This is a genomic window from Flavobacterium sp. ST-158, from assembly GCF_058309975.1.
Genome location: NZ_JBZEEN010000006.1, coordinates 115,715 through 142,669 on the forward strand (window position 1 = coordinate 115,715; position 26,955 = coordinate 142,669).

Here is a 26,955-nt window from a genome sequence, read left to right on the forward strand (position 1 = left end):
ATCTGTGTTCCATTATTTTTTAAAAACCTATAAAAAACAAAAAAACCTCCCGTTTCCAGGAGGCTTCTTCACTACAACTTAAAATTATACTATTTTAAATTATTTCATCAAACGCACTTCGTAAATACCAGTAATAGACGAATTCGGTTTTGCCTGAAATTTCACTTCTAACAATTTTGAATTCGATTTTAAAACTTCGAAAGGTATTTCAATTGTTTTATCAACAAACTGATTTCCTTCTTTTCCATCCATTGCAATAGAAGCCACTAAAACAGAGTTCAAATACACCTCAAAATCTTTGTTTTTATCCGAACCAAAATAAGTGATTCTTAACTTACGCGCTTCTAATTTTGGATTTTTCAACTCATAACTAAAAGAACCTTTTCCGTTTCTATAATGACGCTCTTGATATACTCCTGTATCGGTTTTATCCCCTTTAAAATTATGATCATTTTCTGGTTGTTGTTCACCAGCTGTTACCATATCAACCGTCATAGCTTCCAATTTCATTTTAGCACCTTCCCTTTCTTTCATCGCTGCTTGCATTTCAGATAATTTTTCCTTGGTGGTATAAGGCCAATACAACATGTATCTCGCATCGTGAATTTCGAAAAAAGGAATCAGTTTTAGATTTTTAAATTTATCCTGATAAGTAACATCCGAAACCGAATAACTAAAAGGCTGATTTTTTATTTCTTTTAAAGACTGTGCCAAATCAGTAGTATTTGAAACCAACATAGGCGCTTCTTCAATTGGATAAATAGGTCCACTGGCAATATGCCCCATTCGACTTCCATCGGCTTTTAAACCTACTAAATCAGTTGTATCTGTAACGGCAGCCAAAACTATTGGACCATGTAAAAAAGAAACCCAAGCGGAATGATCTGGAAGTTGTTCCGAGGTATTGTGCATTGGTAAAACAACCGAAATCACATCTCCTGATTTCCATTTTCTATCAATTGCAACATACGAATTAGCGTCTTTTTCAGCCGCTACTTCTTTACCATTTACCGTAAGCTTTAATTGACCATCTGTTACCCAAGAAGGATATCTAAATTTAACTGCAAACTTTTCTGCTTTTTTTAAATCCAATGTAAAAGCAGATTGCTCTTCAAAAGGAAACTTAGTACTTTGAGTAAGTTTCAATCCTTTTTCTTTCCATTCTAAAGTGGAAGGAATAAAAAGATTCACATACAAATCGTTCGCATCATGAGCATAAATCATTTCGCCATATTTTCCGTGATTTTCTAAACCAGAACCCACACAACACCAAAAAGATTCCTGCGGTTGTGAATACACACGGTAATGACGCGGACGTATTGGAGTAAAATAAACAAAACCTCCATCAGGATGTTGTGTTGACAAAATATGATTGTAAGTCGTACGTTCGTAGTAATCCATATATTTTGCATCCGGATACGCTAAAAACAAATGCTTACTTAATTTAAGCATATTATAACTGTTGCAGGTTTCAGGCCCTTCTCTTGATTCCAGCATGGACGAAAAGTCATTAGTAGGATTAAAATGTTCTCTCACACTATTTCCTCCTATCGAAATGGTTCTATTTTCAACTACTGTTTTCCAAAAAAAGTTAGCTGCATCCGCCCATTTGGCATCACCACCTACCTCAGCAACACGCATAAATCCAATTACTTTTGGAATTTGGGTATTAGCATGAATTCCGTTTAATTTATCTTCATTTTTCAACAAAGGATCTAAAATGGTTTTGTGTGAAAATTTTTCAGCCAAAACCAAATACTTTTTATCTCCAGTAATTGCAGCCACATCGGCCAAAACTTCATTCATCCCGCCATGCTCACTTTTGAGCATCATTTGTATTTGTTCGTCAGATAAATTAGCTGTAAGATTCAAACACCAATCAGACAATTGAATAAGCATTTTTTTAGCTTTTTGATTCCCTGTTAAACGATAAGCATCATCTAAACCTGCAAAAATTTTATGAATATTATACCATGGCACCCATTTCCCGTTTAATGAAAAACCGCCCGCATCAATTTTGCCTTTAGCAACATCAGCCCACAAAGCTTTACTTCCTGGAACCCCGCCAATATATCCGTTACCATTTTTTATCTGACATTTCTCCAACCAGTTCAGCATGTAATCCAGACGTTCTTTGATTTGCGGATTCCCGGTTGCAGCATACATCTCAGACAAAGCCGAAATGTAATGTCCTCCAATATGACCGTCTAAACCGGTATTTTCCCAATTGCCGTAATTGTCTTTTAAAGGAGTCAACCCAGCTTCTTTTAAGTATGGCGCTAATAACCTATCGGCATCGAGTTCTAAAATGTATTTCATATCCATTTGTTGCGCCTTAAAAAAAGGACTCTCTAACAAACGAACATCTGACAAAGGAAAAGATTGCAATTGCCCTGACTGTCCGTAAACTGAGGCACAAATAACGAACAATGCCGCTGCACAAAACGTATTTCTAAAATGCTTTAATACCATAATTTTTCTTGTTGTTTATTTTAAAACACAAACGCTCCCTATCTGTTTTTTAAAATTTGGTTTATTTATTAATTACTCTTAGTTCATAAAAAAGAAAAAGTCCGAATTAACAAATGTAAATAAAACATTTATTAATTTGGACTTAAATTATTTAAAAAATCACCCTCAAAAAGTAAATTACAATTTGAGGGTAATTTAAAAGCTAAATCATTTTATAAAACTAATAAGCTCTTAGTTTGTATATCCTGGGTTTTGCCATGCTTTTTTCTGAGCATCCGACAAATTAGAACCATCATCATTTAACAAACCATCAATAAAAGTCTGGGGAATTGGTCTGTATTCATGTTTATTAGCCGTAATATTAGTCGCTGCTTCTGGATTAAATGCTTTTGCACGTGTAATCAAAGTTCCTGTACGAGACAAGGTTTCCCAACGTTGCCATTCACCCAATAACTCTCTAGAGCGTTCGTTAAGAATAAAGTGTAAAGCACGCTCAAAAGCACTTGACGCTCCAATTTTAGCAATTACCTCCTCATCTTCAGCTGGTAAATTAGCAGGAAAAGTAGTTAGCTGTAAACTTGAAGCTGCTGTAGTAACACCAACTGTTGGATTTGACAAATAATATGTATTCATATCTAAATTTGAATTCACATAATTAGTAGCAGCTGTACCCGTATTTAAAGCATTCACTTTAAACGCTAAGGAACCATCGCTATAGAAAGATCTATTTTCTCCATTTTTCCATTGTGCTCTAGCACGCACCACATTAACATCAGCCATTGCATTAGCATATTGCCCTTTACGCACGTAGCATTCTGCACGAACTAGATAGGTCTCTGCTAAACGAGCCATAATCACATCTCGGTGTGCATCACCTTTTTCAGCAGTACGAGAACCATCATCTGTTTTATTAATTCCTGCAAAGAAATTACAAATTGGTTGATTTTTAAATGTAGGTGCCACATAAGTCCCATTTTGGTACAACACTAATGAATTTGGGACATATTGCCCTACTTTAGTAGTCAAAGAACCAGCTGTAGCAGTTTGACGGGCAGCTTTATTCCATTCAGGCAATCGGCTATTGTCATCTTTCCAATTAGGATTTTGTACATAAGCACCAAAAGTATAACTATCATAAGTATGATCTGTTTTACTATTTAAAATCATAACAATGCCAGGATCTCCAACTGCCACTCCTTTACCTGAAGCAGCAACATTATTAGTTCCATAAACTGTTTTAAATGTTTTCCACATACGAGCATCATTTACGTGATCATAAACAGCATAGCTATATTCAGTAGGGCGACAACGTTGAAAATCCATTCCTCCAATCCAAACACCACGTTTTACCCATCCACCAGAAAAACTTGAAAATTGTGGATTAAAATAATTATAAGTTCTATTTCCATAACGCCCTACAGTACTTGCATCTGCATTATGCGGAGCAGCCATTAATATTTCACTCAATTGTTCGTTAGCACAATCCACCCCTGTCCAATTTGCATATAAATCACTATAGTTAGCTGTAAGTGGTCCACGGGCATTAATTGCATAAGTACAAGCATCAATAGCTTCAACTAAATCAGCATCCTTATAAGCACTATTCCATGCATCACAACGTTCTGAACAACGAAACAATAAAGCTTTTGCTAAAAAATGTGCCGCAGTTGCCTTAGTCCAAGTAACTCCTTTACCATAAGTATAAACCTCACCTTCAAAAAGATTATAGGCATTCCTAAAATCTGAGATAACTTGTTCCCAAGACTGTTCTTCTGTTGAACGGGTAAAATTTCGCACAATTCCTTTAACAGGTACAGTTTGAAGTACTACACCACCATATTGCGCAGTTAAACGATAATAATTGTAACCTCTTAAAAAATAAGCATGCGCCAAACAACGATTTCTAATTTGTAAATCATCAATTTTATCAGCATTGGCAATAATCGTATTAGCTGAAGCTATCCCATAATACATTTCGTCCCAAAGCGCAGCTGGGGAAGTGGCATTTCCATTAGCGGCTCCTGTAGCAGTAGTTGCACCTGCTGGCCCGAAACGGTTATCATAAGTATTCCACATTTCATTGGTTAAATCATTAGCATTAGTAAACTCATCCGTACCATAAAGTGTAGTACCGTAAGCCCATTCGTAACCAAAATGCCAACGTATATTCCCATAAAGAGAAACAGTCAAGGCCTGAATACCTTCAGAAGTTTCGAAATAATCTGTAGAATTTTGAGTTGTTAACTCTTCATCTAAAAAATCTTTAGAACAAGAATTTAATGACAAAACCGTCACTAATAAAAGACCTATTTTTATATTTTTAACTATATTCATTTTTTTATTTTTTAACATTAATCCTTTACTTAGTTACAATTTAAACTATTAAAAACCAACCTGAAGCCCTAACACAAAACTTCTGTTAAAATAAGTCGCATTAGTATCAAAATCATACCAATCTAAAGATTGATAAATACTTCCTGGATTAACTGCTTGCGCATATAATTTTAAATTAGACACACCAATATTCTCACAAAGCTCTTTAGGAAAAACATAACCCATTGAAATATTTCTAATTTTCACAAAAGATGCTTTTCTAAATCCTAAAAGACCTGAGAAATCATCCTGAGAACCAGAAGTAGCCTGTCCTAAGATAGGTTTTTGAAAATCTGCATTTGGATTATCTGGTGTCCAGTAATCTACTTGGCGCTGATTAGCATGAGCTGTTAAAGCTTCACCTCCTAATGAAGCCATATATCCCATGCGTCCATACAAATTCATACTTAATTCAAATCCTTTAAAACTAAAAGTATTATTCCATCCCATAGTCCATCTTGGATTACTATTCCCAAGAATCACTCTATCACTAGCATCCATTTTGTAATCTCCATTTTGATCTTTTGGACGCACATTTCCTGGCGTAAAATCATACCCATTGGCATTCCATTTATCCATTTCAGCTAAATCCTCTGACGTATTTTGCCATAAACCTAAATTATCATAACCATATTGAACACTAATAGACTGTCCAATAAACCATGCATTATCAATCATATCATTTTTACCATAAGCCAATTCCTCTATTTCATCTTTTTGCCAAGCCCCATTTAAACTAGACTCCCAAGTAAATCCATTCTCAGTTTCAACTGGTATAAAATTTAAAGTAACCTCTACCCCATGATTCTTTGTTTTCCCAATATTACCATACGTATTAGGAAACCCTGATAATGTTGGAATATTAACTAACATTAACAAATCTTTTGTTCTGGATTTATACGCATCAATAGTACCACTCACTTTACCTTCAAAAAGACTAAAATCTAAACCAAGATTATATTGGGTTGTTTTTTCCCAACCTAAAGTAGGATTTGCCATAGTAAGCTGATCTTTTGTATAATAAGGTTCATTAGTTGTATAGCCAATTTGATTACTCAAACCATTAAACGGCAAATAAATAGAAGAAACACTTCCTTTAGTTGCATAAGGATCAACCGCGGAGTTTCCTGTTGTACCAAAACCAAAGCGGAGTTTTAAATTTTCAATCCAATTAGTCCCTTTTAAAAACTCTTCATTATCAATTCTCCAGGCTAACGCTGCTGACGGGAAAAAATCCCACTTATAACCTGGTGCTAATTGCGACGCACCGTCCCATCGGCCAGACATAGTCAACAAATAACGATTATCATAACCATAATTAGCACGAATCATATAAGAACTTAACTGACGTTCAGTAAGACCAGAACCCATTGAAGCTTTATTATTAGCATTAGTTATATCGACAGACCCCATGGCATTCCATAAAGAAGAAGGCAATGGAATATTATTAGCCGCCATAGATGAATTTTCAATATTCCATGATGATGCAGTTTGTAATAAAGTTGCTCCTAGTTTGTGTTTTTCAGCTAAAGTTCTATCATATGTAATCATATTATCCAAAGTCCATGAAAAATCTCGACGATTTTGAAGACGAGCATAATTAGCTCCAGCACTTCCATCTGAATTAACTTTTAAAGAAGAAGTCCCGTCAATATACACTCCTTCTCTCCAATGACGAAAATCAGGACCAAAATTAATTTTATAACTCAACCCTTTAACCGGTTCCCAGATTTTTCCAATATCAAATGTTGCTGAAAAATTACCCAAAGCACGCATGGTTTGAGACAATTGTGTACTCTTATTCCATTCATCCATAATGGTATAAATACCAGTTTCTCCTCCAGGATTAATAACCAAATTCCCCTCAGAATCATAGGGAACGGCAAAATTATAAATAGACTTAGCTGCGCCGTAGATCGCATTAGGTGAGGTACCACTTCGGGCTCCCAAAGTTGACATCCCATAATTTTGTTCACTCCATGAAACATTGAATGAAGCAGTCATTTTAAACCATTCAGCAGGAGTAATATTAGCACTTAACTTAGTAGTATAACGATCATAAGATTGTCCTTTTTGAGTACCTTCATTACTTAAATATCCGAACGAACCATAAGCATTTACTTTCTCTGCCCCCCCACTTGCACTTAAAACATGCTCCGTAGTAATCCCTGTTTGAGTTACAAACTTAGTCCAATCTGTATTAGTCACTTTTGAAGGATCCCAAACTCCATTTACCCATCCACTCAATACATTATCACGAGAAGTCTGACCATCTAATGCACTATCAAAAATTAACTTATCATTATCATAAGTAGGATTTTTAGGGTCTGCATAAGTATTTGGATCAAGATTATAAGCAGATGTACGTCTGAAATTAATAAAATCAGCAGCACTCATTGAAGGCGAACGATCAACTATTTGAGAAGTCGTAATTGTTCCTGCATAATTTAAACTAAATTGCCCTGCCTTACCCTGTTTAGTGGTAACAATGATAACCCCATTAGCACCACGCGAACCATATATTGCAGTTGCTGAAGCATCTTTAAGAACATCAATAGATTCAATATCTCTAGGGTTTAATGTTTCAATAGAAGAAGCAGACATCAAAGGAACACCATCAACTACATAAAGCGGAGAGTTACTCGCAGTTAACGAACGGTTTCCACGAATACGAACAGACCCTAAAGTCCCTGGTCGTTCACTTGTAGTAATATCAACACCCGCAGCTTTCCCTTGCAAAGCCTCAAGAGCATTATTTACAGGACGATTCATCAGAGTTTCTGCATTAACACTTGCAATTGCTCCTGTTACATCAGATTTTTTTTGAGTACCATATCCTACCACAACAACTTCATTTAAGGTTTGCGAAGACTCTTTTAACGTTATTTTGAAATCTGTTTTGTTTCCAATAGGAATTTCCACTGTATCAAAACCAACATAAGTAATCACTAAAATAGTATTTGCATTATCAACCTTAATAGTAAACTTACCATCCAAATCAGTCGAAACAGCAGTAGAAGTTCCTTTTATTAAAACACTAGCTCCCGGTAATCCCATTCCACTCTCATCAACAACAAGACCTGTAAGTGTTTTTTGTTGATCTATTTTTGCTGTTACTATAGTGGAAATTACATCCTCTTTTTGATTTCTTTTTTGTAAAACAATTTGATTACTAACTACAGCATAAGTAATATTAAGCGGTTTTAACACTCTTGACAATACAGCTGAGAGCACTTCATTTTCGGCCTTAACAGTTACTTTTTGATCAAAAGAAACCATCCTCGAATTATACGAAAACTTAACATCAGCCGTTTTACCCAGTTCAGTTAATGCCTTATTTAAATTTACATCAGTAATGGAAATAGTTACTTTGGTATCTAATTTTCCTTGCCCATTCAAACTGTTTGCCATTGTGACGGTTGAGAAAATTAAGGCTAATACAAATTGATATAATGTCATCTTCATGAGTCGAATTAGTAATCGTTGTTTAACTACGTTTTTTTTCATAATTTTGATTTGTTTTGGTTAATACTATTTTGTTGTGTATTCAAGAAACATCTCAAACTCACTTTGCAGAGGGAGTTTGAAAAAAATTTGGCGTCGATAATGTTGCAGCATTTCGACGCTTTTATTTATTTTATCAGGTAATTTATTTAATTACAACCTGTTGACAATATCGTTATCTGATTTCCATTCATGGTATAACTAGAATTATTTCCGATACTTTTACAAATAATTTTTAATTTTTCAGGCAACGGTTGATCACTTAACGAAGTGGTTAGATGACATTTTTGCAACTCTTTTACAGGAAAATCTATTTCTACAGAATAAGCCTGCTCAATGGTTTTAAAAATCTGAGCCACCGGTATATCCGTAAATTCAAAACTCAATTGCTCTATACTTCTAACCGACCCGCTAATAGATTTATCAACCGTAATATCAGTAATTTTATCAAAAGTTTGTTCCTTACGCACAAAACGAAGGGCTTGATTAGGCAGCAAAACAATTTCTTTTTGATTGGATTTACCTGCTGTTTTTTCTGAATTCACTTTTACCTTTCCTGTTCTTACTAAAACTTCTACATCTGATTCATTTGCATAAGCTTTAATTCTAAAACTAGTACCTACAACCTTAGTAACAATCTCATTAGCATGAACAAAAAAAGGTTTTTTAGGATTTTTACTAATTTCAAAAAAGGCCTCTCCCGATAAATATACATTTCGTTCATTTCCTATAAAAATTTTAGGATAACTTAATTTACTTTTAGGCTGTAACAATACTGAACTCCCATCAGACAAAGTCACAATCTGTGGTTTATTAGAATTATTAATTTGTTCTAACAAACCATTTTCGTCTAAATTACTAACCACCTGATTATAGTCATAATAATAAGTCTCTTTCTCAGAATATGTTGTATACAAATACGTTGACAATAATCCAAAAACTAAAACCGCAGCAATTTTTCTAAACCAAGTTGTATTCCACAATTGTATTAATTTTTGCTCCATTTTACTTTCCTGTTCTTTTTGTTCAATTTTCATCCAAGTTGCCTGCAAAGCATCTTCAACTTGTTCTTGAGATAAATTATCCTGAGGAACTTTCATTGCCAACAACCACAACCGAGCTTCTTCAACCAATTTTGCTCGTTGAGCATGCTCTAAAGTCCATTCCTCCCATCCATCAATGTCCATTTTTGACTTCATCCACAATCGGAATGACTCATCAGCCAAAAAATCTTCTATTTCTCTATATTGATTTCGTTCTTTCATTTTCAAAGTGTTTCTGCTATCATAAAGGACAGCCACTGCATTACATACTCATTAATTCGTAACTTTTCTACTCTTGTTTAAATCCAATTTGTTAATAATACCATTAACACCATTAAATTCCCTTTCCATTCTTTACGTATATTCACCAATGCTCTATGCAATAAATTACTTGCGGACTGATAATTAACATTCAATATCTCCGCCACTTGATCTACATTCATTCCGTGATGATATCTTAAATACAAGGCTTCTTTTTGTCTGGCAGGCAAAGCGTTCAAAGCAGTATTTAACTGCAAAACTTTTCCAGTGACTAACTCATCTGAAATTAATTGTTGTTCCACTGAAAAATCAAACATAAAATCTATTGCATCTACTGATGTAGTTTTCTTAAAAACCCTATCTCGCTGTTGCAAACGCACAATGCGCTTACGAACACTTGACAATAAATAGGCTTTTACTACCACCGAATCATTAAGACTATTTCGATAGACCCATATATCAGTAAAAACATCCTGAACACAGTCTTGGATTTTTTCTAAAAACGGAGAAAATGAATTTCCATATTGAACCAAATACTTATAGTATCTTTTAAAAAGTTCCGAAAACGCTTTTTCATCACCCGCTTTTAAATCAGCCCACAATTCATTATCATCAAGCTCTGTGTTTTGTAAAATTTGTTTTTTCAAACTCAATAGTTTTTTTTGATTACAATTCTATTCCGTTTAAAAAGAAGAGTCACTACACAAAACAGCAACTCTTCTTTACGCACTAATATGACTAACCAAAATCACATATACAAAAAGTACTTTTATACATAAAGGACAGATTATTTATTATATACTCATTAAATTATAGTTTTTTTTTCATTTAGCACAAAAAATACAATTCAATATTACATTTTAACCATTGACTCAATACTTTAACACAATAGTTTAATCTAAAACAACAACAATTTAAATTTAAGCTAAAAACTTATTTGCTAATTTAATATATTTATGCAAAATTTATATACATGGAAGTTATCAGTTGTCCAAAATGCCAAAACAACAATATAGTTAAAAGCGGAATCATAAACGAAAAGCAACGCTATTTATGCAAAGACTGCAAGTATTTTTTTACTGTAAACAAAATTGGAAAAAAAATTGATGATTATTATGTTACTAAAGCACTACAACTTTATTTAGAAGGATTGAGTTATAGAGAAATTGAACGCATCATTGGAGTTTCTCATGTAAGCATTAGTAATTGGATCAAATCATTCAATATAAAAAAACCAACAAACACTAATTACCACCCCACTTACAAAATACTAAACCATTTAGAATTAATTGAATACATCAAAAACAAAGAAACACTTTCAGGAGCAGGAATGATTATAACTGAACTTGGCGACAAGTTCATGCTCATCAAATGGGAACGTTTTAAAAAATAACTATATTCTTTACAGCTATATATAGTCTATTTTTTTTTGTAAATAAAAAAACTGAATTTGCTACTCTATTTTAAACCAAAACCAATTTCTATTTATTAAATTTTATCAAACCTCTATGGAACAAATATTAAAAGACACCACTGCCAATGCTGCACCGTTAGGACTTTTTGGCTTCGGAATGACAACTATGCTATTAAACATCCACAATGCAGGATTCTTTGAACTTAATGCAATGATTATGGGAATGGGAATATTTTTTGGCGGAATGCAACAAGTAATTGCCGGAATAATGGAATGGAAAAAAGGCAACGGCTTTGCCATGGCCGCTTTTACATCCTACGGCTTCTTTTGGATATCTCTTGTAGCACTATGGCTTCTCCCACTAATAGGTGTTGCAAAACCTGACGGCGCTTCTATGGGCTGTTATTTGGGAATTTGGGGACTTTTCACATTAGCTTTTTTTATTGGAACACTAAACGGAAACACCATTGGAAAACTTATTTTTGGCTCACTTGTAATTCTATTTGCTCTTTTATCAGCAGCGAGTTTTACTGGAAACACCAATCTTCATACTATTGCTGGTTATGAAGGAATTTTGTGTGGCTTTTTTGCTTTTTACGAAGCTGCCGCAATTGTTATGAATGAAAAGCTAGGTAGACAAGTTTTACCTTTATAATAAATAAAACAACTAATTAACATACAATAGCTTTAAACCGAATTTAGAGCTATTGTATTTTTCATTTGAATGAAAAAAAGGCATGAACAAAAATTAATTATCCTTTCGATGCTAATGCTTTTAGCATTGAATATTCCACTTATGCTCTTATTTGATAGCTCGAAACCATTATTTGGATTTCCAATTATCTATATCTACCTTTTTTCAGCTTGGTTATTTTCAATTGGCATTACGTACTTTATAATTAAAAAATATTATGAGTAGTATTGGCCTTTTATTAATTTTAGCCATTTATGTAGTAATGCTTTTTTACATTGCACATTGGTCTGAAAAAAGAAGCCATTCCAAATGGACTAATAACCCCTACATCTACTCATTTTCACTGGCCGTTTATTGTACCGCCTGGACTTATTACGGAAGTATTGGTTTAGCCGCTAAGTCAGGATTGGATTACCTACCCATCTATCTCGGCCCAATTATCATCATCCCAACCTGGATTATTATTCTGAAAAGAATTATTCGAATTTCCCGAATCAATAAAATAACCAGTATTGCCGATTTTATTTCACTACGCTATGGAAACAGTCGTTCATTAGGAGCCTTAGTTACATTAATTTCTATTTTTGGCATTGTACCTTATATTGCATTACAGCTCAAAGCAATTTCAGATACTTTTCATATTGTTACCAAAACACATCCGAGTCCTAACATCTTTATGGACAACACCACTTATATATGTATTGCCTTAGCCTTATTTGCTTCTTATTATGGAAATAAATATGTTGATGCTTCTGAAAAAAGACGCGGAATTGTAACTGCTATAGCTATAGAATCCATTCTTAAATTAGTATTCTTTTCAATCATTGGCATTTATGTTACCTATTTTGTTTATGATGGTTTTGGAGACATTTATACCAAAGCTTCTGTTTTAGAAAATTTCGATAAAAAAAACACCATAGGAAGTTTAGCCAACGGAATTAACTGGTTCTTTTTATGCCTCATTTCTATGTTTGCCATTTTTATTTTACCAAGGCAATTTCACACTTCTATTGTAGAAAACAACCATGAAAAACACATTCGAACTGCTATTTGGTTACTTCCACTCTACTTATTGCTTTTTAATATTTTTGTTTTTCCAATAGCTTGGGGAGGAAATATTCTTTTTGGAACACAAGGACTCAATTCCGACACTTATTCACTACTAATTCCGCAACATTTTAACAATAATTTTTTAACCATTTTAGTATTTCTTGGCGGATTTTCGGCAGCAATTTCCATGATTATTGTATCCTCAATTGCACTGGCAACCATGCTTAGTAACAACCTTTTAATTCCTTATGGCTTTATTGGTTCTTTAGAAAACACTTCTCAAGAAAAAAACACCAAACGAATTGTCCTTAGTCGCAAAATTGGTATTTTTTCTTTGATCATTTTAGCCTATATCATCTATCGCGTTTTTGTTTTAGATTATACTTTAGTTTCCATCGGATTGGTTTCATTTGTCATTATCGCCCAATTAGCACCCGCCTTTTTCGGTGCCTTATTTTGGAAACGCGGATCAAAAAAAGGAGCTATAACTGGAATTATCCTTGGATTTTTAGTTTGTTTTTATACTTTATTGATTCCTTATGCTATTGGAACCACAAGATCAGCGAGTACTTTTGTACAAGAAGGTCCTTGGGGAATTGCGTTACTCAAACCTTTCCACCTTTTTGGATTGAACTATTTGGATCCAATTCCGCAAGCTGTTTTCTGGAGCTTATTGGTCAACTTATTAAGTTATTTAGCGGTCTCAGTTTGTTTTAGTGGCAACTACAGAGAACGCAATTATGCCGAAATGTTTGTTGATATAGACAAATACATCACCAATCATGAGAATGCGTATGTTTGGAAAGGAACAGCTAATATTTCGGATATTCAAAAAATACTGGAACGTTTTTTAGGTATCGAAAGAACCAAACGTGCCATGACTATTTTTAATTTGAAATACAATGTAGACAAAGACAACAAAATTGCCGATGCTCGTTTTATCAAATTTGCCGAAAATCTACTCACTGGACATATAGGCACGGCTTCTGCCAAAATTGTAATTTCAAGTGTTGCCAAAGAAGACAAAATTAGTCTTCCCGAAGTTTTGCGTATCTTAGAAGAATCTAAAGAAAATATTATTATCAATAAAAAATTGATTGAAAGTTCGAATGAATTAAAAACAATTTCCGAACAACTTCGAGTAGCTAATCAAGAACTCATTAATAAAGACATTCAAAAAGACGAATTCCTTGACACGGTAACACACGAATTAAGAACACCAATTACTGCCATTAGAGCAGCAACTGAAATATTGCACGACGACGAAGAAATCCCAACTGAAGTGCGTCAAAAATTTCTACAAAATATCATTGCCGAGTCAGACAGACTGAACCGTTTGATTGATAAAATTTTGGATTTGGAAAAATTTGAAACTGGTAAACAAAAAATTTACCTATCTAAAAACAACATTTGCCAAACCATCAACAACACTTTAGAATCATTAAACCAATTAATTCTAAACAAAAATATTAGTGTTAAATTCGAAAAAAAATCAGAGGAAATCAAAGCTTTTTATGATGAAGAACGGCTCATTCAAGTACTAAATAATCTAATTTCGAATGCAATTAAATTTTGCGATGAAGCAAATGGAAAAATAAAAATTGACATTAATGAAGACAATGAATATATAGCGGTAAGCATTCATAACAATGGAAAAGAGATTAAACTCGAAGATTTAGAAGCTGTTTTTGACAAATTCTACCAATCTCGAAATCAAAATATTAAAAAACCAATTGGAAGCGGCTTAGGATTAGCCATTTGCAAAAAAATAATTGAACACCATAAAGGAAAAATTTGGGCAAAAAGCTCTAATAGTCTAGGAACAACTATTACTTTTACATTGCCCAATTACAATACTAGCGAAAAATGAAAAGAATACTTATTGTAGATGACGAGCCTAATATTGTGATGTCGCTTGAATATACTTTTAAAAAAAACAATTTTGAGGTATTTATTGCTCGCGATGGACAAGAAGCATTGGACATTTTAAAAAATCAACTTCCCGATATCATTATTCTGGATGTGATGATGCCCATGGTTGATGGCTACAGCACATTGGAACAAATAAAAAAAGATGAACGATTAGAGAATTGCAAAGTCATTTTTCTATCTGCAAAAAACAAAGAAAAGGACATAGAAAAAGGCCTATCTCTTGGCGCTAATTTATATATGACCAAGCCTTTTTCTTTAAAAAAATTAGTGGAACAAGTAAATGAATTATTAAACTAACAAGAACTAAATACATACTAAAAATCATGAGTCGTTACAAAATAAATAATTTCGAAGAATACTTTAAAGAGTACAAAAAGTCTATAAAAGACCCGAAAAAGTTTTGGGACAAAATTGCCTCTGAAAACTTTACTTGGTATCAAGAATGGGACAAGGTAGTTGATTTTAATATGGCTGAAGCCGAAATAAAATGGTTTGTAGATGCTAAGGTAAACATCACTAAAAACTGTATCGATCGTCATCTTGCTAAAAAAGGAGACAAAGTAGCTATAGTTTTTGAACCAAATAATCCTGAAGAAGCGTCACAATCGATCACTTACAATGAATTGCACCAACGTGTAAGCAAAATGGCGAATGTTTTATTGAGCCAAGGCATTCAAAAAGGAGATCGTGTTTGTATTTATTTACCAATGATTCCTGAATTAGCCATTACCACTCTTGCCTGTGCACGAATTGGAGCTATTCACTCCGTAGTTTTTGCCGGATTCTCAGCATCTGCTTTGGCAGCTAGAATCAATGATAGTAAATGTAAAATGGTGGTAACTTCTGATGGAGGATTCCGTGGAAACAAAACCATTGATTTAAAAGGAATCGTTGACGAAGCATTAGTAAACTGTCCATCTGTTGAAAAAGTATTAGTAGCTCAAAGAACCAATACAAACATCAATATGAAAGAAGGTCGCGACCAATGGTTAGCACCTCTTTTAGAAAAAGCTTCAGACAACAATACCGCTGAAATCATGGACGCCGAAGATCCATTATTTATTCTTTACACTTCGGGCTCAACAGGAAAACCAAAAGGAATGGTACATACCACAGCTGGTTATATGGTTTATACAGCCTATACCTTCCAAAATGTTTTTAACTACGAAGAAAATGATATTTTCTGGTGTACTGCTGATATTGGCTGGATTACGGGACACTCTTATATTTTATATGGTCCATTATTAAACGGAGCAACCACAGTCATTTTTGAAGGAGTTCCTTCTTACCCTGATTTTAGTCGTTTTTGGCAAATTATAGAAAAACACAAAGTAAACCAATTCTACACGGCTCCAACAGCTATTCGTTCCTTAGCCAAAGAGAGTTTAGATTATGTTCAAAAATACCCATTAAGCTCCCTGAAAGTAATTGGTTCTGTTGGAGAACCTATCAACGAAGAAGCTTGGCACTGGTACAACGACCACGTGGGCGGAAAACGTTGCCCTGTGGTTGATACTTGGTGGCAAACCGAAACAGGAGGAATTCTAATCTCTCCAATTCCTTTTATCACACCAACAAAACCAACTTATGCTACTCTTCCTCTTCCTGGAATTCAAGCCGTTTTAATGGATGAAAAACGCAACGAAATTGAAGACAACCAAGTAGTAGGAAGCTTGTGTATCAAATACCCTTGGCCAGGAATTGCCAGAACAATCTGGGGTGATCATAAACGATATAAAGAAACCTATTTCTCTGCCTTTCCTGGAAAATACTTTAGTGGAGACGGTGCTTTACGTGACGAAGTAGGCTATTACAGAATTACAGGTCGCGTAGATGATGTAGTCATTGTTTCTGGGCATAATTTAGGAACAGCTCCAATTGAAGACGCTATCAATGAGCATCCGGCTGTGGCTGAAAGTGCTATTGTAGGCTTCCCTCATGAAATTAAAGGAAATGCTTTGTATGGTTTTGTAATACTTAAGGAAACTGGTGAAAAACGAGATAAAGCCAACTTAGCCAAAGAAATTAATGAACATATTTCGGCTCACATTGGTCCAATAGCAAAATTGGATAAAATCCAGTTTGTTTCTGGTTTACCCAAAACCCGTTCCGGAAAAATCATGCGACGTATTTTAAGAAAAATTGCTGAAGGTGATTATTCTAATTTTGGAGACACTACCACTTTATTAAATCCAGAAATTGTAGAAGAAATAAAACAAGGTAGACTATAATTTTATTTCAAATCTTATAATACAAAAGCTGCTTCTTAACAAAGCAGCTTTTGTATTTTAGAACAATTTATTCCAAATCAATTTATTCCAAAAACAGTTTATTTTTATTACATTCGCTATCAGGAATCTGTAACTGAAAGCTTAATTTCTCGTGAAATAGCCAATTAATTTCAACCCAAAAGCATCGGTTTTTATTTAATTATTTTAATTTTCTATTTTATGAATGAAGCGTTAAATTCACTAATCCAAAGAATAGAACCTCCTTTTTGGTTTTCAGACATGTACAATCCCGAACTTCAAATTTTGTTTTACGGGACAAATATTACCCAATGCCAGGTTACAATTGCTAATAGCAGTGCTATTAGCCATGTAAAACGTACCGAAAATCCTAACTTTCTTTTTGTGACTATTAACACCCAAAAAATAAACACAAATGAAATTGATTTTATATTCAAACTCAAAAACAAAAATCGTTTTATTCAAAAATATGAATTGAAGGAACGCAGAAAGAATTCAGCACTTCGCAAAAGTTTTGACGCTTCAGACAGTATCTATCTTTTAATGCCAGACCGTTTTGCTAACGGCAATAAAAACAATACAAACGATAGCAACACAAATGAAAAATACAATCGAGAATTAGCAGCTGGTCGTCATGGCGGCGATATCAATGGTATTATCCAACATCTAGATTACATCCAATCACTAGGAGTTACTGCTATTTGGAGCACACCATTATGCGAGGATAATGACAAGCAATACTCTTACCATGGATACGCACAATCAGATGTGTACAAAATTGATCCGCGTTATGGAACTAATGACGATTATCTACGCCTGTCAGAAGAGTTGCATAAACGCGATCTAAAACTAATCATGGATTATGTTACCAATCATTGGGGATTAGAACATTGGATGGTAAAAGATGCACCATCAAAAGACTGGATACACCAATTTGAAAATTACACTGAAACCAATCATAAAAGAAGTACTATCAGTGATACAAATGCTTCTACAATTGATCGAAAAATATGCTTGAACGGTTGGTTTGTCCCCTCAATGCCCGATTTAAACATTAGCAATCCTTTAGTATTTAACTACCTTTGTCAAAATGCTATTTGGTGGATAGAATATGCCAACTTAGACGGCTTAAGAGTAGACACCTACAATTATTCTGAACCAGAATATATTGCTAAATGGACAAAAGCTATTACTGACGAATATCCAAATTTCAATCTCGTAGGCGAAATCACCATGCGTAACCAAGGACTACTTTCTTATTGGCAAAAAGACAGCCCAATTGGTCAAATCCAAAATTTCAATTCTAACTTACCAAGTGTTATGGATTTTGCATTGTCTGATGCACTTCAAGTAGTTTTTAACGAAGACGATGATACTTGGGATCAAGGAATAACAAAAATCTACGATATTCTTTCTAAGGACTTCTTGTTTCCCAATGTCAATAATTTATTGATTTTTGGCGAAAATCATGATACCAGACGATTGAATCAGCTTTACAATAACGACATTCGCAAATACAAAATGGCCATGGTTATGCTAGCTACATTACGCGGTATTCCTCAATTGTATTATGGTTCTGAAATTGGGATGGCGGGAGATCAAAATTTAGGCGATGCCGATATTCGAAAAGATTTTCCAGGCGGTTGGGAAAACGATGAAAACAATGCTTTTCTTCCTGAAACACGCTCCGAATGCCAAAATGCTTATTTTAATTTCACCTCCAAACTATTCCAATGGCGAAAAACCAATGAAGCAATTCATTTTGGAAAAACAACCCATTATATTCCCGAAAACAATCTTTATGTTTACTTTAGATACAATTCAAACAAAAGTGTTATGGTAATTATTAACAACCATCCCGAAGAGCAAGAACTCTCTACATCTCGATTTAAAGAAAACATACGCAATTACACCATTGGAAAAGAAGCATTAGACCATAGGATTTTTAAATTAACTGCTCCTATTATTATAGAAGGAAAATCGGCTTTAATTTTAGAATTAGCATAATACCTAAGTTTGGTAATTATTATCTTTGCAAAAAATACAACTTATGCTCAAAATAGGTCATCGTGGTGCTAAAGGTTATGAACCTGAAAACACATTGAAAAGTTTTCAAAAAGCTATTGATTTACATGTGGACCGAATTGAACTTGACGTACATTTAAGTGCCGACAATGAAATTATTGTAATCCACGATGAAACCATCGACAGAGTTACCAATAAAACAGGCTTGATAAAAGAGTTGACGCTTCCGCAAATAAAACGTTTACGAATTAATAAAAAATACCAAATCCCTACTTTAACACAGGTTTTGAATTTAATTAATCAAAAGTGCGAAGTTAATATTGAAATAAAATCGTTTGAAGCGACTAAAAAAGTAGTAACATTAATCGAAAAATATATTGAAGAAAAAAAATGGAACTACAGCCAGTTCATCATTTCCAGCTTTGACTGGAATGCCTTACGTGAAGTTCATTTTTTAAATCACAACATTCGAATTGGGGTATTGACTGAAAGCGATTTAGATTTGGCTTTTTCTTTTGCTCAAAGTATTCATGCAAAATCCATTCATCCTTATTTTCATTTATTGACAGCCGAAAACACCGCTAACATTCAAGAATCAGGATTTCAAGTTTTCCCTTGGACGGTGAACGAAACAGAAGATATTAAGCTAATGAAATCCTTTAATGTAGACGGAATCATCTCTGATTTCCCAGATAGAATATGAATCAAAAATTTGATATAATTATAGTAGGCGGTGGTGCAGCAGGATTTTTTACTGCAATCAACATCGTAGAAAAAAATCCGAAATTAAAAGTCGCTATTTTAGAACGTGGTGCCGAGGTATTACAAAAGGTACGCATTTCAGGTGGAGGACGTTGTAATGTAACCCATGCTTGTTTTGAACCTAATGAATTAGTCAAATTTTATCCTCGTGGCGAAAAAGAACTGCGAGGTCCTTTTCATCAATTTTGCTCGGGAGATACCATAGAATGGTTTGAAAAACATGGAGTTGAACTAAAAATAGAAGAAGACGGCAGAATGTTTCCCGTTTCTAATTCATCACAAACTATTATTGATTGTTTTTTAAAAGCAACTCAAAAATTAGGAATAAGCGTATTTACGGGACAATCCGTTCAGTCTATATTTAAAAAAGATAATCTTTGGAAAATAGAAACCCAAAATGAGAATTATTTAGTTGAAAAACTTGTTTTAGCAACAGGAAGTAACCCTAAAATTTGGGAATTACTACAGACGTATGGTCACGCCATTGTGAATCCAGTTCCTTCATTATTTACGTTTAATATCAAAGACCCTCGCATTAAAGAATTACCGGGAGTTTCGGCATTGGCAACCGTAAAAGTCAAAGACACAAAACTGACATCAACAGGACCATTATTAATCACCCATTGGGGAATGAGCGGACCGGCTATTTTGAAACTTTCGGCTTGGGGCGCTCGAATTTTGCACGATAAAAATTATCAGTTTACGATTTTTGTCAATTGGTTGAACGATGTGGACACTGAAGAAGCCGAACAACTTTTGAAAGATTTAAAACAAGAACAAGCAAAGAAAATGGTGTCTAAAAAATCACCTTTTGATTTAACCAATAGACTCTGGGAAAGTTTAGTGCTAGCTTCTGGAATTTCAAGCGAAACCAAATGGGCAGATTTGTCTAAAGTTCAAATTCAAAATTTAACCAAACAACTCACCAATGCTAGTTTTCAAGTGAATGGAAAAAGCACCTTCAAAGAAGAATTTGTAACAGCGGGCGGTATTGACTTAAAAGAAATCAACTTTAAAACCATGGAAAGCAAATTACACGAAAACCTTTATTTTGCAGGTGAAATTGTAAACATTGATGCTATTACAGGAGGATTTAATTTCCAGAATGCTTGGACAAGTGGGTTTATTTTGGCAAATGCGATTTAGCATTAATTAACAAAAATTTACAGTAAAGCCTAAGAATACTCTAATACAAATACCGTAATTTTACTTACAAATTAAAATCAGATGAAATCAAAATTACTCCTATTTTTACTTGTTTGTATTAGTCAATTTATGCATTCTCAAAACCACAAATTGCTTAGAGGAAAAGTGATGTCTGATAATTTCTTTCTCCAAAATGTTGATGTTATTAATAAAAATACACAAACAGGCACAAGAACCAACGAAAAAGGAGAATTTATACTTTCGGCAAGCGTAAACGATAGTATTCTATTTTATGTCAAAGACTATACTTTGAAAGGAATAAAATTAAATTTAGAAGATTTAAACACTAATAACATCATCGTTCGAATTGATAAAACACCCGAAGAACTTAAAGAAGTTGTAATTCATCGAGTAGATATAGACTGGAAATTTGATGAAAAATGGGAGAAGGAAAAGAATCATGAAATTGCAATGCAAAAAAAGGCAAAAACTTTGAAAAATCCTGGCGTAAATAATGGAACGATAGAGAACGGAATGGATTTTGTTAAAATAGGCAAAATGCTTTTTGGAGGATTATTTAAAGGTAAAAAAGAAAAAGCGGTTAATCCCGAAGAATTTAAAGAAGTAGCGAAAGCAAATTTTGATCAAAAATTCTACACCGAAACTTTAAAATTAAAAAAAGAGGAAGTAGAATCTTTCCTTACTTTCTGCAATTTTGATCCTGAATCAAAAAATACCTTATCCGAAAATTCAAATGATCTTGTATTAATGGATTTTTTGTATAAAAAAAGTCTTGAATTCAAGAAGATACACGCTCCAGAATAAATTACATTTATTATTTTATGCAATGGAAAAACCTTTAGTTGATAAGGAATACCTTTTGGAAAAATTTTCAGGAAAAGGTGGTTGGACGTATGCAGTTATCCCCGAAATAATCCAAGATAAAAAAGCTCCTTTTGGCTGGGTAACTGTTTGTGGAAGTATTGATGATTACGAATTAAAAAACTACAAACTAATACCCATGGGCAATGGGAAATTGTTTCTTCCATTGAGGGCTGCAGTTAGAAAAAAGATAAAAAAGGAAGCTGGAGATTATGTTAAAGTCATTTTATACAAAGACAATTCTGATATTGAAATCCCAAATGAGTTGGTACTTTGCTTAAAAGACGAACCGCAAGCTTATGAAAATTTCCTAGACCTATCAAAAGGAGAACAAAAAGCATATATTGATTGGATTTATGCTGCAAAAAAAGACCAAACAAAAGTAGAACGAATAGCGTCTACGATTAACAAAATCATTAAAGGAGAAAAGTTTTAACTTAAATTATAAATCTATCTATTCAACCACCAAATACTAGCATTCAAAACCGCCGCAAAACTCACCCAAGCCAAATAAGGAATAAACAGATAACCCGAAATTTTATTGATTTTAGAAAATTGCAAATAGGTCTCATATATCATCAACCACAAAACGATAATTTCTAATCCTGCTAACATAGGATTGTGTAAACCAAAAAACAAATACGACCATAAAGCATTTAAGCCTAACTGAACGGCAAAGATTAGCAATGCTTTTTTTACTATTTCTTTATCATAATCGATTCGATCCCAAACTAATCCTGCAGCAATTCCCATCATAATATACAACATACTCCATACAGGTGCAAAAACCCAATTGGGCGGATTAAAACTAGGCTTCACCAATGTAGGATACCAATCTAAAATAGCCGAGCGTGTTACAATTCCTGAAAAATAACCAATAGCCAAACAAGTAACAACAACCGCAAGTATTTTAGTAATCTTATTCATTTTTCTTTTTTTTCAAAAATAATCAAAAACTTTATACCGATTGAACAAATAAAGAAATGTATGAATAAATCAAAAAAAGTATCTTTGCGCAAATTTTATCATTCATGTTCACAGCAAAGGATTTTATTCCAACTTCATATTCTCAAACTTTAGAAAGCGGTCAGTTTCAATGGAGCGCACCTAGTAACATTGCTTTAGTAAAATATTGGGGAAAAAAAGCCAATCAAATTCCAGCCAATCCATCGGTGAGTTTTACTTTAAATAACTGTAAAACAGTTACCAAATTGGCTTTTTCTAAAAAAACTAACAATGATAATTTCTCTTTCGATTTGTTGTTTGAAGGAAAAACCAAAGAAGATTTCAAACCTAAAATTCAAAAATTCTTTGAAAGAATAGAAATCTATTTGCCTTTCTTGAAAGACTATCATTTTACAATTGATACCCAAAACACATTTCCGCACAGTTCCGGAATTGCTTCTTCAGCTTCGGGAATGGCAGCATTAGCCATGAACTTAATGAGTTTAGAAAAAGTTTTAAATCCAGCAATGACTCAAGAATATTTTTATCAAAAAGCTTCTTTCTTAGCACGTTTAGGTTCTGGAAGCGCCTGTCGAAGTGTAAAAGGTCAAGTGGTTGTTTGGGGAAGTCAAGCTAATATTGAAGGAAGTTCGGATGAATTTGGTGTAGAACTTCCTTATACTATACATGAGAATTTCAAAAAATTTCAAGATACCATTTTACTGGTCGACAAAGGAGAAAAGCAAGTTTCCAGCACCTTAGGACATGACTTAATGCACAACCATCCGTTTGCCGAAAGACGATTTGCGCAAGCACATGAAAACCTGGATCAATTAATTTCAATTTTCGAAAACGGAAAACTGGCAGCATTTATCGAGATTGTCGAAAGCGAAGCATTGACATTACACGCTATGATGATGACCTCAATGCCTTATTTTATTTTAATGAAACCTAATACTTTGGAAATTATCAATAGAATTTGGAAGTTTAGAAATGAAACTAAAATCCCTGTTTGTTTTACGCTGGATGCAGGTGCCAATGTGCATGTTTTATACCCAAATAAGGACAAAGAAACAATATTGCAATTTATTAAAGACGAATTAGTTGGCTATTGTCAAAATGGGCAGTACATTTGTGACGAAATTGGAAATGGAGCTGCTCATATAGAATAAATTATTAGTATCTTTACTTTACATCTCTATTTTACACTTAAATCTAGAAAACTTCAATGAAAGGACCTTTATTTTACTCAAAAATATTACTCTTTGGAGAATATGGAATTATTCGTGATTCGAAAGGATTGTCTATTCCTTATAATTTCTATAATGGTGCATTGAAGAAAAACGAGAATCCTTCAACGGAGGCTATTGCTTCTAATGCCAGTTTGAAACGTTTTGCTGACTATTTGGAGGCCTTAGAAAGCGAAAAAACAAATTTAGTTTCCTTTGACTTACAAACTTTAAAGACTGACATTGACACTGGAATGTATTTTGATTCCAGTATTCCTCAAGGTTACGGTGTAGGTAGTAGCGGAGCTTTAGTCGCTGCTATTTATGACAAATATGCTCAGAATAAAATTACGGTTTTAGAAAATTTAACTCGTGAAAAATTATTAGAATTAAAAAATATATTTTCCCAAATGGAGAGTTTTTTCCATGGAAAAAGTTCGGGTTTAGACCCATTAAATAGCTATTTGAGTATTCCAATCCTAATCAACTCTAAAGATCATATCGAAGCAACTGGAATTCCATCACAAAGTTTTGATGGCAAAGCCGCAGTTTTCCTTTTAGACTCAGGAATTATTGGCGAAACTGCCCCGATGATTAACATTTTTATGGAAAATCTGAAAGACAAAGGATTCCGCGCCATGCTAAAAAATCAATTTGTAAAATATACGGATGCCTGTGTGGAGAATTTCCTTGGTGGTGATATGAAATCTTTGTTCAGTAATACTAAAAAATTATCTCGCGTAGTTTTAAATCATTTTAAGCCAATGATTCCTGAACAATTTCATGAAATTTGGCAAAAAGGAATTGAAACCAATGATTATTATTTAAAATTATGTGGTTCTGGCGGAGGAGGTTATATTCTTGGTTTTACAGAAGATTTGGAGCGTGCTAAAACTTCGTTAAAAGACTATAAATTAGAAGTAGTTTATCAATTTTAAAACTACATTTATAGTAAAAATCATTATAACTGTCTAAAATGTTTAGTAGAAAGCACAAACTTTTAGCGTTAAAAATCATCAGTCTGTTCTCTGTTATTAGAGGCTACAACATTCCTATCATTATTTTAGCGCAGTACTTATCGGCTATATTTATACTTGCTCCGGAAATAAGAGCTTTGGACATTTTGCTTGATTTTAACTTGTTCCTTATTGTTTTTGCTTCTTCTATAACCATCGCTTCCGGCTATATTATCAATAATTTTTACGACAGTAAGAAAGACTTAATTAATCGACCTAACAAGTCTATGCTAGACCGTTTAGTGAGTCAAAGCACTAAACTAAAGGTTTACTTTACACTAAATTTTATTGCAGCACTAATAGCCTTGTTTATTTCCTGGAGGGCATTTTTATTCTTTTCGGTTTATATTTTTCTAATTTGGTTTTACTCTCATAAAATAAAAAAATATCCATTGGTTGGAAATCTAATGGCTTCTTTAATGGCAGTACTTCCTTTTTTTGCCATACTATTGTATTATTATACTAAACTTCCTTTATACGAAATCGAAAGCTACAAAAGTCAATTTATGGTTATTTTTGCCCATGCTACATTTCTCTTTTTATTATTACTCATAAGAGAAATGATTAAAGATTTAGAAAATATAAAAGGTGATTTGGCGGATGATTACCAAACGGTTCCTATTGTTTTTGGAGAAACAACTTCAAAAACAATAATCAGTATTTTAACCCTTCTTACTTTATTTCCGGTATATATTTTAATTGAAATTTACGATGTGGGTTATATGGACATTTACTTCTATTCCAGTCTCATTATTTTAATTTTCTTTCTGTTGTATTTATGGAAATCCAATACTAAAATTCAATTTTTAGTACTTCATAATGTGCTGAAGTTTTTAATTGTTTCAGGAGTATTCTGTATTGTATTAATAGACCCAAGTGTTTTATGGCATGGCAAAAAACTATTGTTATCGTTCTAGACAATTCTAAATCATCCAAAAACATATCACAAAGACAGTTAGTGTTTTATAATTGTATTTAATCAATTAACAATTATATAAATACTATCTTTGCAAAAATTATAGATTATTATGAATAACAAGGAAGGCAATAATAAAAGAGGAGGTTCCAGACCAAATAGTTCTAGACCAAGCTCTAATAAGCCAAAACCTGCTATGCCTAAAAGAGCACAAGGGCCTAAAAAAGCAAAGATTAGTGCTAAAGCGGCCGAAGAAGCTGCTAAAAAAATAGAAAAAAAACCGAATCAAGCCCCTAAGAGAGCTAAAGCAAAAGACGAAATACGTTTAAATAAATACATTTCAAATTCGGGAGTTTGTTCCCGCAGAGATGCTGATATTTATATTCAATCCGGAAATGTAAAAGTAAATGGCGTTCCTGTAACCGAAATGGGATATTTGGTAAAACCTGGAGATGAAGTAAATTTTGACGGAGTAAAATTGACCCCTGAGAAAAAAGTATATATCTTATTGAATAAACCTAAAAACTTCACTACTGCATTAGACGAAGGACAGGAATACAGAAATGTTTTAGAATTAGTAAAAGGTTCTACTACAGCCAAAATTGCAGCTGTAGGAAGAATGGATAAAAACACTACAGGTCTTTTATTATTTACCAATGATACTGATATGATTAGAAAGTTTTCTCTGCCTAATCAAAAATCATCTAAAATCTATCAAGTTTCATTGGATAAAAACCTAAAATTTGAAGATCTTGAAAAAATAAACAAAGGATTAGTTCTAGATGGACACCGAGTTTATGTGGAAGAAGTTAGTTATATCGAAGGAGAAGCGAAAAGTGAAATAGGATTAAAATTAAAAACGTCTAATGTAAAAGTGGTTCGTAACATTTTTGAGCATTTTGATTATGATGTCTTAAGAATTGACCGTGTTGCTTTTGCCGGTTTGACTAAAAAGAACCTTCCTCGTGGCAACTGGAGACTACTTACTGATCAGGAAATCATCAATTTGAAGAATACATAAAGTACCCATATAAAATAATGA

The 26,955-nt window shown here is 33.5% G+C and carries 20 protein-coding genes; 14 read left to right on the plus strand and 6 right to left on the minus strand.

Features of this window, described 5'->3' with window-relative positions:
- Positions 1-99 precede the first annotated feature (99 nt).
- The 5 genes from AC4FRF_RS10650 to AC4FRF_RS10670 form a co-directional block, all read right to left on the minus strand.
- Positions 100-2,472: a beta-L-arabinofuranosidase domain-containing protein gene (locus tag AC4FRF_RS10650; protein ID WP_491159491.1), complete on the minus strand. Its 2,373-nt coding sequence runs from the start codon at positions 2,470-2,472 to the stop codon at positions 100-102.
- A gap of 231 nt (positions 2,473-2,703) precedes the next feature.
- Positions 2,704-4,806 (minus strand): RagB/SusD family nutrient uptake outer membrane protein, encoded by a 2,103-nt coding sequence (locus AC4FRF_RS10655; protein ID WP_491159492.1) that lies wholly within the window; start codon positions 4,804-4,806, stop codon positions 2,704-2,706.
- Positions 4,807-4,854: 48 nt separating this feature from the next.
- Positions 4,855-8,352: a TonB-dependent receptor gene (locus AC4FRF_RS10660; RefSeq protein WP_491159493.1), complete on the minus strand. Its 3,498-nt coding sequence runs from the start codon at positions 8,350-8,352 to the stop codon at positions 4,855-4,857.
- A gap of 146 nt (positions 8,353-8,498) precedes the next feature.
- Positions 8,499-9,614 carry a FecR family protein gene (locus AC4FRF_RS10665; RefSeq protein ID WP_491159494.1) on the minus strand — a complete coding sequence of 372 codons (1,116 nt, stop codon included), beginning with the start codon at positions 9,612-9,614 and terminating at the stop codon, positions 8,499-8,501.
- A gap of 77 nt (positions 9,615-9,691) precedes the next feature.
- On the minus strand, positions 9,692-10,300 hold the full coding sequence (locus tag AC4FRF_RS10670) for an RNA polymerase sigma factor (RefSeq protein ID WP_491159495.1): 609 nt from the start codon (positions 10,298-10,300) through the stop codon (positions 9,692-9,694).
- Between the two features lie 326 nt (positions 10,301-10,626).
- Between AC4FRF_RS10670 and AC4FRF_RS10675 the strand changes: the two genes are divergently transcribed.
- The 10 genes from AC4FRF_RS10675 to AC4FRF_RS10720 all read left to right on the plus strand — a co-directional run bounded on the left by AC4FRF_RS10675 (position 10,627) and on the right by AC4FRF_RS10720 (position 22,243).
- Positions 10,627-11,046, plus strand: coding sequence for an IS1/IS1595 family N-terminal zinc-binding domain-containing protein (locus AC4FRF_RS10675; RefSeq protein ID WP_491159496.1), 420 nt, complete (start codon positions 10,627-10,629; stop codon positions 11,044-11,046).
- 115 nt (positions 11,047-11,161) lie between these two features.
- Positions 11,162-11,722 carry an acetate uptake transporter gene (locus AC4FRF_RS10680; protein WP_491159497.1) on the plus strand — a complete coding sequence of 187 codons (561 nt, stop codon included), beginning with the start codon at positions 11,162-11,164 and terminating at the stop codon, positions 11,720-11,722.
- A gap of 256 nt (positions 11,723-11,978) precedes the next feature.
- A complete protein-coding gene (locus tag AC4FRF_RS10685) occupies positions 11,979-14,681 on the plus strand; it encodes an ATP-binding protein (RefSeq protein ID WP_491159498.1) in 2,703 nt (900 codons plus the stop codon).
- Positions 14,678-15,040 carry a response regulator transcription factor gene (locus tag AC4FRF_RS10690; protein WP_491159499.1) on the plus strand — a complete coding sequence of 121 codons (363 nt, stop codon included), beginning with the start codon at positions 14,678-14,680 and terminating at the stop codon, positions 15,038-15,040. Before AC4FRF_RS10685 ends, AC4FRF_RS10690 begins: the two co-directional genes overlap by 4 nt.
- 26 nt (positions 15,041-15,066) lie before the next feature.
- Complete coding sequence (gene acs, locus AC4FRF_RS10695) at positions 15,067-16,974, plus strand: acetate--CoA ligase (RefSeq protein WP_491159500.1); 1,908 nt, start codon at positions 15,067-15,069, stop codon at positions 16,972-16,974.
- A gap of 219 nt (positions 16,975-17,193) precedes the next feature.
- On the plus strand, positions 17,194-18,999 hold the full coding sequence (locus tag AC4FRF_RS10700; RefSeq protein ID WP_491159501.1) for a glycoside hydrolase family 13 protein: 1,806 nt from the start codon (positions 17,194-17,196) through the stop codon (positions 18,997-18,999).
- Positions 19,000-19,042: 43 nt separating this feature from the next.
- Positions 19,043-19,720 (plus strand): glycerophosphodiester phosphodiesterase, encoded by a 678-nt coding sequence (locus AC4FRF_RS10705; protein ID WP_491159502.1) that lies wholly within the window; start codon positions 19,043-19,045, stop codon positions 19,718-19,720.
- Positions 19,717-20,925 (plus strand): BaiN/RdsA family NAD(P)/FAD-dependent oxidoreductase, encoded by a 1,209-nt coding sequence (locus AC4FRF_RS10710; RefSeq protein WP_491159503.1) that lies wholly within the window; start codon positions 19,717-19,719, stop codon positions 20,923-20,925. Before AC4FRF_RS10705 ends, AC4FRF_RS10710 begins: the two co-directional genes overlap by 4 nt.
- Positions 20,926-21,006: 81 nt before the next feature.
- Positions 21,007-21,750: a BamP family beta-assembly machinery protein gene (locus tag AC4FRF_RS10715; RefSeq protein WP_491159504.1), complete on the plus strand. Its 744-nt coding sequence runs from the start codon at positions 21,007-21,009 to the stop codon at positions 21,748-21,750.
- Between the two features lie 22 nt (positions 21,751-21,772).
- A complete protein-coding gene (locus AC4FRF_RS10720; protein ID WP_491159505.1) occupies positions 21,773-22,243 on the plus strand; it encodes a DUF1905 domain-containing protein in 471 nt (156 codons plus the stop codon).
- Between the two features lie 14 nt (positions 22,244-22,257).
- Here the strand turns inward: AC4FRF_RS10720 and AC4FRF_RS10725 are convergent, their stop codons facing one another.
- Entirely contained in the window at positions 22,258-22,734 is a 477-nt protein-coding gene (locus AC4FRF_RS10725; protein WP_491159506.1) for a TspO/MBR family protein, read from the minus strand.
- Between the two features lie 104 nt (positions 22,735-22,838).
- Here AC4FRF_RS10725 and AC4FRF_RS10730 point away from each other — a divergent pair, with 104 nt between their 5' ends.
- From AC4FRF_RS10730 to AC4FRF_RS10745, 4 genes are all read left to right on the plus strand, one after another.
- Positions 22,839-23,924, plus strand: coding sequence for a diphosphomevalonate decarboxylase (locus AC4FRF_RS10730; protein WP_491159507.1), 1,086 nt, complete (start codon positions 22,839-22,841; stop codon positions 23,922-23,924).
- 56 nt (positions 23,925-23,980) lie between these two features.
- Positions 23,981-24,919 carry a mevalonate kinase family protein gene (locus AC4FRF_RS10735; protein WP_491159508.1) on the plus strand — a complete coding sequence of 313 codons (939 nt, stop codon included), beginning with the start codon at positions 23,981-23,983 and terminating at the stop codon, positions 24,917-24,919.
- Between the two features lie 38 nt (positions 24,920-24,957).
- The gene (locus AC4FRF_RS10740; RefSeq protein WP_491159509.1) at positions 24,958-25,914 is read left to right on the plus strand and encodes a geranylgeranylglycerol-phosphate geranylgeranyltransferase; all 957 of its coding nucleotides are present in this window, start codon (positions 24,958-24,960) and stop codon (positions 25,912-25,914) included.
- Between the two features lie 111 nt (positions 25,915-26,025).
- Complete coding sequence (locus AC4FRF_RS10745) at positions 26,026-26,934, plus strand: pseudouridine synthase (protein WP_491159510.1); 909 nt, start codon at positions 26,026-26,028, stop codon at positions 26,932-26,934.
- Positions 26,935-26,955 lie beyond the last annotated feature (21 nt).